The organism is Pseudomonas sp. (assembly GCF_049590575.1).
Lineage (GTDB): Bacteria > Pseudomonadota > Gammaproteobacteria > Pseudomonadales > Pseudomonadaceae > Aquipseudomonas.
On record NZ_JBAWDE010000176.1, the window covers coordinates 21321 to 30849 of the forward strand.

8 protein-coding genes and 1 tRNA gene are annotated in these 9529 nt (G+C 60.4%); 3 read left to right on the forward strand and 6 right to left on the reverse strand.

What is annotated here, in order from left to right:
- Window positions 1-63 precede the first annotated feature (63 nt).
- Window positions 64-140: transfer RNA gene (locus tag WBR57_RS12365), tRNA-Met, on the reverse strand.
- A 279-nt stretch (window positions 141-419) separates the two neighbouring features.
- On the opposite strand from WBR57_RS12365, the gene dinB reads away from it, so the two are divergent.
- On the forward strand, window positions 420-1478 hold the full coding sequence (gene dinB, locus WBR57_RS12370) for a DNA polymerase IV (protein WP_424084070.1): 1059 nt from the start codon (window positions 420-422) through the stop codon (window positions 1476-1478).
- A gap of 69 nt (window positions 1479-1547) precedes the next feature.
- On the opposite strand, the gene WBR57_RS12375 is transcribed toward dinB, so the two are convergent.
- Window positions 1548-2501, reverse strand: a complete 954-nt coding sequence (locus WBR57_RS12375) for a hypothetical protein (RefSeq protein ID WP_424084071.1) — start codon at window positions 2499-2501, stop codon at window positions 1548-1550.
- A 20-nt stretch (window positions 2502-2521) separates the two neighbouring features.
- Complete coding sequence (locus tag WBR57_RS12380; protein ID WP_424084072.1) at window positions 2522-4237, reverse strand: proline--tRNA ligase; 1716 nt, start codon at window positions 4235-4237, stop codon at window positions 2522-2524.
- A gap of 218 nt (window positions 4238-4455) precedes the next feature.
- On the opposite strand from WBR57_RS12380, the gene WBR57_RS12385 reads away from it, so the two are divergent.
- The gene (locus WBR57_RS12385) at window positions 4456-5706 is read left to right on the forward strand and encodes an IS256 family transposase (RefSeq protein ID WP_424084073.1); all 1251 of its coding nucleotides are present in this window, start codon (window positions 4456-4458) and stop codon (window positions 5704-5706) included.
- Between the two features lie 154 nt (window positions 5707-5860).
- On the opposite strand, the gene WBR57_RS12390 is transcribed toward WBR57_RS12385, so the two are convergent.
- From WBR57_RS12390 to WBR57_RS12400, 3 genes are all read right to left on the reverse strand, one after another.
- Complete coding sequence (locus tag WBR57_RS12390; RefSeq protein WP_424084074.1) at window positions 5861-6628, reverse strand: N-acetylmuramoyl-L-alanine amidase; 768 nt, start codon at window positions 6626-6628, stop codon at window positions 5861-5863.
- Window positions 6629-6750: 122 nt separating this feature from the next.
- Entirely contained in the window at window positions 6751-8073 is a 1323-nt protein-coding gene (locus tag WBR57_RS12395; protein WP_424084075.1) for an ATP-binding protein, read from the reverse strand.
- Entirely contained in the window at window positions 8070-8765 is a 696-nt protein-coding gene (locus WBR57_RS12400) for a response regulator (protein WP_424084076.1), read from the reverse strand. The genes WBR57_RS12395 and WBR57_RS12400 overlap by 4 nt, the downstream gene beginning before the upstream one ends.
- A gap of 175 nt (window positions 8766-8940) precedes the next feature.
- Between WBR57_RS12400 and WBR57_RS12405 the strand changes: the two genes are divergently transcribed.
- A partial coding sequence (locus WBR57_RS12405; protein ID WP_424084077.1) for a protein-disulfide reductase DsbD domain-containing protein occupies window positions 8941-9529 on the forward strand: 589 nt, incomplete at its 3' end.

Consider the following 9529-nt stretch of genomic DNA (forward strand, 5'->3'; position numbering starts at 1 on the left):
TTCGCAGGCTAAAACAGACGCGCACAAAAAAGGCCACTCTTTCGAGTAGCCTTTTTTGATGTTTGGTTGCGGGAGCCGGATTTGAACCGACGACCTTCGGGTTATGAGCCCGACGAGCTACCAGACTGCTCCATCCCGCGTCTGTGTGTCGGCATTCTACAGAGGAACGCGAGTGTGTCAACCCGTGAATCGAAGAAAAGCGCTTGTGGTTCAATCGGTTAGCTCTCCATAAGCGGCTCTTTTAGCGCTCGGGGCCAGTCTGGCCAAGGGTTGCAGCTCTATCGGGAGGTCAAATCCGATTGAGAAAATAAATTCATCCGCGGGTTTTCCTACCGCTCAAACGGAAGATTCAAACTACTGGTGCTATATACAGGGGTGAATGCGATACTGGCCGTCCGTTGAATCAACCTTCTGTTTATATGACGCAGCGCAAAATCATCCACGTCGACTGTGACTGTTTCTACGCCGCCATCGAGATGCGCGATGACCCGAGCCTGGCGCAAAAACCGCTGGCGGTGGGTGGCTCGGCGGATCGACGCGGGGTAATCGCCACGTGCAACTATGAAGCGCGGGCCTATGGCGTGCGTTCAGCCATGTCGTCGCGTCACGCGTTGAAGCTGTGCCCGGACCTGACCATCGTCAAGCCGCGCATGGATGCCTATAAAGAAGCCTCGAAGGAAATCCAGGCGATCTTTCGCGACTACACCGATTTGATCGAGCCGCTGTCGCTGGACGAGGCCTACCTGGACGTTTCCGACTGCTCGCACTTCGGCGGCAGCGCCACGCGCATCGCCCAGGACATTCGCCGCCGCGTGTCCAACCAATTGCATATCACCGTGTCCGCCGGGGTGGCGCCGAACAAGTTCCTGGCCAAGATCGCCAGCGACTGGAAGAAACCCAACGGCCTGTTTGTCATCACCCCGGATCAGGTCGAAGACTTCGTCTCCCAGTTGCCGGTGAACAAGTTGCACGGCGTGGGCAAGGTGACAGCCGACAAGCTGGCGCGCCTGGGCATCGAGGACTGCCTGCAGTTACGCGAGTGGAACAAGCTGGCGCTGGTGCGTGAATTCGGCAGTTTCGGCGAGCGGCTATGGAGCCTGGCCCGTGGGATTGATGACCGCGTGGTTCAGAATGACAGCCGGCGGCAATCGATCAGCGTGGAAAATACCTACGATGTGGACCTGCCGGATCTCTCAAGTTGCCTGGCGAAGCTCCCTGAGCTGATGGAAACCCTGGCCGGGCGCATGGCGCGTATCGACAGCAGCTACCGCGCGGGCAAGCCGTTCGTTAAGGTCAAGTTTCACGACTTTACCCAGACCACGCTGGAGCAGGCCGGGGCAGGGCGGGATCTGGAAAGTTATCAACAGCTGATGACCCAGGCGTTCAACCGCGGAGGGAAGCCGGTGCGGTTGCTGGGGATTGGGGTGCGGTTGCTGGATTTGAGTGGCGGCAACGAGCAACTCGAATTTTCCTGGTAAATACCCGAAACCCAATGTGGGAGGGGGCAAGTCCCCTCCCACATTCAGATTTACAGTGTTTGCGAAAACTCAGCGGGCGCCTGGGTCCGCGACTAACCGCCCCGCATCCTTGGTCAGTGCCTGCAGAAATTCCTGCTGCAACTCCGGATCATTGCGCGTCAGTTCGATCAGGCTTTGTTCCAGTTCGCTGGCTTCTTCTTCCAGGCCCAGCTCCGACAGGCGCTTGACCCGGTGCACCCACTGGTTGACCTCATCGTCTTCCAAATCGTCATAGATCAAGCCATGGGCTTCCAGCAATTTGCTGCGCAAGTTGCTGCTGATCGCCAGAGTCGAATCCGAGTGCACGTCGTCCTGGCCATCTTCTACGCTGATTTTCAGGGTCGTGACGCGGTTCAGGTCTTGCTCGGCGAATGGGCTGTCCAACAGGTTCAAGCGTAATACGCCATTGCGGTCGGTGGTCAGCTCATGCACCTGCTTGCCGGCGGTGACCTGCACCGGGCGTTCGCTCCACGGCAGGCTCGAATACTCTGTGCGCTTGTCGCGCTGGACTTCATCGATACCCGCCAGGTTCTGTTGCGCACGGCCGTGGGACTGCACGTTCATGAACGGGTTGATGCCGTCCACGCCGTAGCTCAACCAGTCGCGGGTCATGCTGGCAGGCAGGTTGCCGAGGGCGAAGATATTCGCCACGTTGGCACCCGCGCCGGCCACCAGGGCGACAGCGCCCAAGGGCATCTCGTAGAGTTTGCGCCAGGGCTGGTAGGGGGTATAGCGATCGTAACGGCGGGTGACTTCGAATTCGGTGACCTCAAAGGTCTTTTGCTCGTGAATCCGAACCCGGCGTTGCGGCAGCTCCAGCACCTTGGGGTCGCCTACATCGATCTGCAGGCTGTGGTCGAGCAACTTACGCTCGACCCGCTCCTCGTGCTCACTGCGTTGCGACATCTGGTTGGCGCAGCCGCTGACCAGCAGGGCGCCGCACAAGGCGGCGCCCCCCAGGGCTCTGGTGTTTCGCTTGAACATGACTTCTCTTGATCTGGTTTTCAGCGACGAATACGCGCCTGAAGGAAAGACAGCACGTCAGCCACCGGCAACGGTTGGGCTTCGGCTTCGGTCCGGCTCTTGTATTCCAGATTGCCATCGGCCAGGCCGCGGTCACTGACCACGATCCGGTGCGGGATGCCAATCAGTTCCATGTCGGCGAACTTGATGCCCGGGCTGGTTTTCTTGTCCCGGTCATCCAGCAGCACTTCAAACCCAGCGGCCGTCAGTTCGGCGTACAGCTTGTCAGTGGCCTCGCGTACTTGGTCGGTTTCGTAACGCAGCGGTACCAGGGCCACCTGGAACGGTGCCAGGGCGTCGCTCCAGATGATGCCTTTCTCGTCGTTGTTCTGCTCGATGGCAGCGGCAACCACGCGCGATACGCCAATACCGTAGCAACCCATGTCCAGGGTGATCGGCTTGCCGTTCTCGCCCAGTACTTCGCACTTCATCGCCTTGCTGTACTTGTTGCCCAGCTGGAAGATGTGCCCGACTTCAATGCCACGCTTGATTTCCAGGGTGCCCTTGCCATCCGGGCTCGGGTCGCCAGCCACCACGTTACGCAGGTCGGCCACGGTCGGAACCGGCAGGTCACGCTCCCAGTTCACGCCGAAGTAGTGCTTGTCGTCGATGTTTGCGCCGATACCGAAGTCGCTCATCAGCTCGACCGAGCGGTCGATGATGATCGGCAAAGGCAGGTTCAGCGGGCCCAGCGAGCCGGCGCCGGCGCCAATCGCGTCGCGCAGTTCGGCGTCGGTGGCCATGACCAGCGGGCTGGCCACGCCAGGTTGCTGGGCGGCCTTGATTTCGTTGAGTTCGTGGTCGCCACGGATCACCAGGGCGATCAGCTTGCCTTCTTCCTCGGCGCGCACGATCAGGGTCTTGATGGTCTTTTCAATCGGCAGCTTGAATTTTTCCACCAGGGCCGCGATGGTCTTGGTCTCTGGCGTGTCCACCAGGCGCAGCTCTTCAGTCGGGGCCGGGCGCGAGGTTTCGCGTGGCACGGCTTCGGCTTTCTCGATGTTCGCCGCGTAGTCGGAACCGTTGCTGAAGACGATATCGTCTTCGCCGGACTCAGCCAGCACGTGGAACTCGTGGGAGCCGGCGCCGCCGATGGAGCCGTTGTCCGCTTCAACCGGGCGGAATTTCAGGCCCAGGCGTGTGAACACGTTGCAATAGGCCTGGTGCATGCGGTCGTAGGTGACCTGCAGGGACGCCTGGTCAGCGTGGAACGAATACGCATCCTTCATGATGAATTCACGGCCGCGCATCAAGCCGAAGCGTGGGCGGATTTCGTCACGGAATTTGGTCTGGATCTGATACAGGTTCAGCGGCAGCTGCTTGTAGCTGCTCAGCTCGTTGCGCATCAGGTCGGTGATCACTTCTTCATGGGTCGGGCCGGCGCAGAAATCGCGGCCATGACGGTCCTTGAAGCGCAGCAACTCAGGGCCGTACTCTTCCCAGCGCCCGGATTCCTGCCACAACTCAGCCGGTTGGGTGCTCGGCATCAACACTTCCAGAGAGCCGGCGGCGTTCATTTCTTCACGAACGATGGCTTCGACCTTGCGCATCACCTTCAAACCCATGGGCAGCCAGGTGTACAGGCCCGAGGCCAGTTTGCGGATCATGCCGGCGCGCAGCATCAACTGATGGCTGATCACGACCGCGTCGGAAGGCGTTTCTTTCTGTGTGGCGAGCAAATATTGACTGGTACGCATGGTAGGCCGTTGTCGGTTGCTTGGACTTGAAATGACTTGGGATTGTACGGGCGCAAACTGCTGGAGTACAGGCATCAGAATGCAGAGGGGGCGTGAGCTATGTGGGAGGGGGCTTGCCCCCGATAGCGGTGTGTCAGCCATAGATAAGTTGACTGACACCCTGCTAGGGGGTGTCAGAAATTTTGTGTTCGGGCATACCATGAGCAAGAGGTGCATGTATGCCAACCAAAAAGAAACCACCGCTGCGTGAACTACCAAAAATCCCGAAAGAGCTGCTCGAGCAGTTTGCTGACGGCATGATGACCGCCGAGGCTATCGAAGACGCCTCAGCGGCTTTCAAGAAGGCTCTGATCGAACGAGCCTTGAATGCCGAACTCGGCCATCACCTGGGCTATCCGCCGGGCGCGCAGCGCCCAGAGGATGAAACCAACCAGCGTAATGGCAAAAGCGGCAAGACGGTTCTCACGGGCGATGGGCCGCTCCGGCTGGATATTCCGCGTGACCGGGACGGCAGTTTTTCACCCATTCTGATCCCCAAGCACGAACGCCGTTACACCGGTTTCGATGACAAGATCATCGCTATGTACGCCCGCGGCATGACGGTCAGAGAGATCCGCGCGTTTCTCTGCGAGCAGTACGGTACAGACGTTTCGCCTGATTTCATCAGCTCGGTGACCGACGAGGTCATGGCTGAGATCGGCGCATGGCAACAGCGGCCCTTGGAGCCGATGTATCCGGTTATTTTCTTCGATGCCCTGCGGGTCAAAATCCGCGAAGAAGGACTGGTGCGTAATAAGGCGATCTACTTGGCACTGGGTGTTCTGCCTGACGGCACACGGGATATTCTCGGCATTTGGATCGAAAATACCGAGGGCGCCAAGTTCTGGATGAAGGTGTTCAACGACCTCAAAACACGCGGTATTGAAGATGTACTGATCGCCGTGACAGATGGACTCAAAGGCATGCCAGAAGCCCTTGGCGCTGTCTTTCCAGCGACGACACTGCAAACCTGCATTGTTCATCTGATCCGTAACAGCCTTGATTACGCAGCGTGGGATAAGCGTCGCGAACTGGCCAAGGCGCTCAAGCCGATCTACCAGGCGGTCACCGCCGAAGCGGCTGAACAGGCGCTGGACGCTTTTGAAACCGGGCCCTGGGGCAAGCAATACCCAACGGTAGTGGCTGCTTGGCGGAGGGCCTGGGATCGAGTTATTCCATTTTTCGTCTTCCCGCCAGCAATCCGAAAAGTGATCTACACCACCAATGCCATCGAGAGCATCAACGCTCAGCTACGAAAGATCATCAAGACTCGCGGCCACTTCCCGACCGACGATGCGGCAACCAAACTGATCTGGCTCGGGCTGCGCAATATCACTGCAAACTGGGGCTCGGCGGCCCATGACTGGAAAAGTGCGATGAATCAATTTGCGATTCTGTACGGAGATCGATTTATCAGGCCAACCTGGTAAAAGCACGGCCTGCCTCAGGGCAGGCCGTTACCGGCCCGCACACAAAAAAACTGACAGTCCCTTTGATTGGGGCCATATCGGTTTTTTGGGTAATGGCGCAACCATCGGCCGCCTTTACCGCAGCAATGGATATGCATCCAACCAAGTCCCACCATCAAATCCCCCGATACCGCTCATTCAACGCATACAAAATCGCACACGTCTCCCCATCCAGAACGCCACCATACTCCCGCGCCCGAAAGTGCATCTGGAACGCCCGGGTCCTCAGCTCAAACTCCCGGCGATTCTGCGCCGGTTTATACCCGTACCGCTGAAACGCCCGCTCCACTTCAACCTCCGGCGGCAACCCGAGACAAAACCGCCGCTGGTACATCGCCCGCGTCGACTCATCAAACCAGGCCCCCACCCCCGCCTCGAACAAACACTGCCAAGGCAATCGCGGCCCCGGATCACTCTTGCGCCAGTACGCCACATCCGAATGCCCCAGAATGTCGGCCGGCCCGATCTGCGGGTATCGCCCAAGAATGTCGCGAACCAACGCAATCAACACATCCACCTGCTCCTGGCCGTACGCCGGAAAGGTAAACACGCCAGCGTCATCGCGCGCCTGGTTGACGATCTCAACACCGATCGCCCGACTGTTGAGGTTGTCCCGCCCACCCCAATGGCTCGCCCCGGCATGCCAAGCACGCTTGTCCTCGTTGACCAGGCGGAACACGCGCAATTCGTCATACCCGGCGGCGCGGTAGCCAGGCTCGTCAGGGTCAGGCAACAGATAATGAGCGCTGACCCCGTTCTGCGTCAGGGTCCGCAGGGAAGACGCGAAAGGCGCCGCCGTGTAATGCAGGATCACCTGCCCCACGGGCTCGCCGTTACGTTCGTTGAAATCCCTGGCCGGGAAACTTGTATCAATAACCAACATAAGAACCGTCCTTTTCAATACAGGCCGAGTCTTTCAGCCCGTTCAAGCGCAAAAAAATTACCGCCATCCTGAAGGGTTGAACTTCACGAGGGCGGTAACTATTTGGCACCTGAAAAAAACGATCAACGACGCAAGGGCATACCCAGGTCGACCCGCAAACCATCCGGCAGGCTGTCGAACTTCAGTGAGCAGGAACAGCGCTGCACAATCGCCTGCACAATCGCCAGGCCCAGGCCACAGCCTTCGCTGCTGCCATTGCGCCAGAAGCGTTGGGTCAGGTATTGCAGGTCTTCGGCAGCAATCTGCTTGCCATGGTCGCGCACGCGGAACACCACATTGTCGGCGGCGGTAAACACACTCAGTTCCACGCGCGTGTCGCCCGGAGTGTGGCGCAAGGCGTTATCCAACAGGTTGCGCAGCGCGGCAACCGCCAGGGCTACCGGCATTTCCACCGGGGTTTCACTGAGGTTATCCGCCAGGATCAAGTCAATGCGCCGGTTATCGCCGGCATTTGCATCCTGTACCGCCAGACGCGCGACGTGTTCGGCGCTCGATTGCAGGCCATCGTCGAACGACAGGCTGCCTTCCACACGCGCCAGCAACAGCAGTTGCTCCAGGGTGCGGTGCAGGCGGTCGGCGCCCTCCTCGGCGTGCGCCAGGGACTGGTCGCGCGCTGCGCCCTCGGTCATGCGTGCCACTTGCAGGTGGGTCTTGATCGCCGTCAGCGGGCTGCGCAGTTCGTGAGCGGCGTCACCGGTGAGGCGCCGCTCGCGTTCGATGGTCTTGGCGATGCGCTGGAACAATTGGTTCTGGGTGTCGAGCAGCGGCTTGAGTTCGCTGGGCAACGGGTGAATCTGCAACGGTTCGAGGGAATCGGCACTGCGGCGCATCAGCGCATCACGCATGCGGTTGAGGGGCAGCAGGCTCTGACCGATACCCAGCCACAGCAACCAGAGACACCCCAGCAGGGCCACGCCCACCGGCACCGACGCCGCCAGCAGGATCGACAGGTTCAACGCCTCGCGCTCCACCTGGCGGTCAGCGGTGGTGATCAGCAGGTCGCCACGGGACAGGGTGAAACTGCGCCAACCCACGCCATCGATGATCTGGTCGCGAAAGCCGCTCTTGCGCGACTCCAGCCCCTCATCCGGCGTGGTGTGGCTGCGCGCCAGGATTTCCCCGCGCAACGAGCTGACCTGGCAGGCCATGCCGTCCGGTACATTCAGCTGGTCGGTACGCAACTGCGTGCCGCCGCTCACGCTGGCGAGGCCCGGCATCTGTTCGGTCAACCCGGCCACCATGCGCGCGGACGCCACCAGGCGCTGGTCGAGGGAGAACATCATCTGGTTGCGCAGATCATTGAGCATCCAGGCCGCCGCCAGGGCCCAGATCACCACAAAAGCGGCGCCCAGCTTGAACGTCAGGCGCAGGCGCAGGCTTTTCACGAAGCCGCCTCTCCCTCAGCTGCCGGGCCGGCATCCGCAGGCCCCAGGCGGTAGCCGAGGCCGCGCACGGTTTCAACGATGCCGTTACCCAATTTGCGCCGCAGGTGGTGGATATGCACGTTGAGCGCGTTGCTTTCCAGTTCGTCGCCGAAGCCGTAGACGCTGTCCTTGAGTTGCTCGCTGGACAGCACGCGGCCCTTGTTGTGCAGCAGCGCCTGCAACAGCGCCTGCTCACGACGCGACAGGTCGACCGGCTGGCCGCCGAGGAATGTCTCGCGGCTGCTCGGGTCGTAGGTCAGGCGGCCATGTTCGATCAGGTTGACGCTGCGCCCGGCCATGCGCCGCAACAGGGTTTGCAGGCGGGCGGCGAGTTCGCGCAGGTCGAAAGGCTTGAGCAGGTAATCGTCGGCACCGGCTTGCAGGCCGTCGACGCGGTTGGTCACCGAGTCCCGCGCGGTGAGGATCAGCACCGGGATTTCCAGGCCCTGGCTGCGCTGTTGCTGCAGCAGCTTGAGACCGTCTTCATCGGGCAAGCCGAGGTCGAGCACCATGATGTCGAACGTGGCCGCCTTGAGCATGGCCCGTGCGGCAGCGGCCGTCGCCACGCGCTCGACCGTAAAGCCCTGCGCGCCGAGGCCGGCTACGATGCCGCTGGCGATCAGTTCGTCGTCTTCACAGACCAGTACGTGCATGGTGAACCCTTCATGAAAGATGCCGGAATTAAAGGTGCCGCGGATTAAGCGCAGATTATGCCGTGAAAAGAACCGCACTCAGGCCTTGCCTTCACTTTAGAATAGCGCCTGGTTAATCATCGGTTAATCAACGCCACACATTGTGTGCCTACTTGCATCGAACTAAGGCTTGACCATGCGGCATCTGTTTACCTTTTTATTGGTAATGTTCGCGGGATTCGCCCAGGCCGCGCCTGGCAACCCTTTCGAGACCAAACCCGATTTTCTCCCGGTGGCCAAGGCCTTTACCTTTACCTCCGAGCGCCTTGAAAGTGGCGAGACTCAGCTGTTCTGGCAGATCGCCGACGGTTATTACCTCTACAAGCAACGCATGAAGTTTGATGGTTTGGCGGAAAAACCGTCGCTGCCGCAAGGCGAGGCCCACAGCGACGAATTCTTCGGCGAGCAAGAGGTGTATCGCCAGGGCCTGGAGGTGAAGATCCCCGCCGGCGCCACCGGCCAGGTCAAGCTGGGCTGGCAGGGCTGCGCCGATGCCGGCCTGTGCTACCCACCGCAATCGATTACCGTGGACCTGGGCGGCAACCCGGCCGTCGCGGCAACCGCCGAGGCCCAGGACCAGAGCCTGGCCAGCGGCCTGCAACAACGCAGCCTGGGCTGGAGCCTGCTGGTGTTCTTTGGCCTGGGCCTGCTGCTGGCGTTTGCCCCGTGTTCATTGCCGATGCTGCCGATCCTGGCCGGCCTGGTGGTGGGCAGTGGTGCCAGCC

Coding starts and splice junctions, on each gene's coding strand:
- WBR57_RS12380 (WP_424084072.1), bottom strand. CDS start 4,237: ATGCGTACCAGTCAATATTTGCTCGCCACACAGAAAGAAACGCCTTCC.
- WBR57_RS12385 (WP_424084073.1), top strand. CDS start 4,456: ATGCCAACCAAAAAGAAACCACCGCTGCGTGAACTACCAAAAATCCCG.
- WBR57_RS12390 (WP_424084074.1), bottom strand. CDS start 6,628: ATGTTGGTTATTGATACAAGTTTCCCGGCCAGGGATTTCAACGAACGT.
- WBR57_RS12400 (WP_424084076.1), bottom strand. CDS start 8,765: ATGCACGTACTGGTCTGTGAAGACGACGAACTGATCGCCAGCGGCATC.
- WBR57_RS12375 (WP_424084071.1), bottom strand. CDS start 2,501: ATGTTCAAGCGAAACACCAGAGCCCTGGGGGGCGCCGCCTTGTGCGGC.
- dinB (WP_424084070.1), top strand. CDS start 420: ATGACGCAGCGCAAAATCATCCACGTCGACTGTGACTGTTTCTACGCC.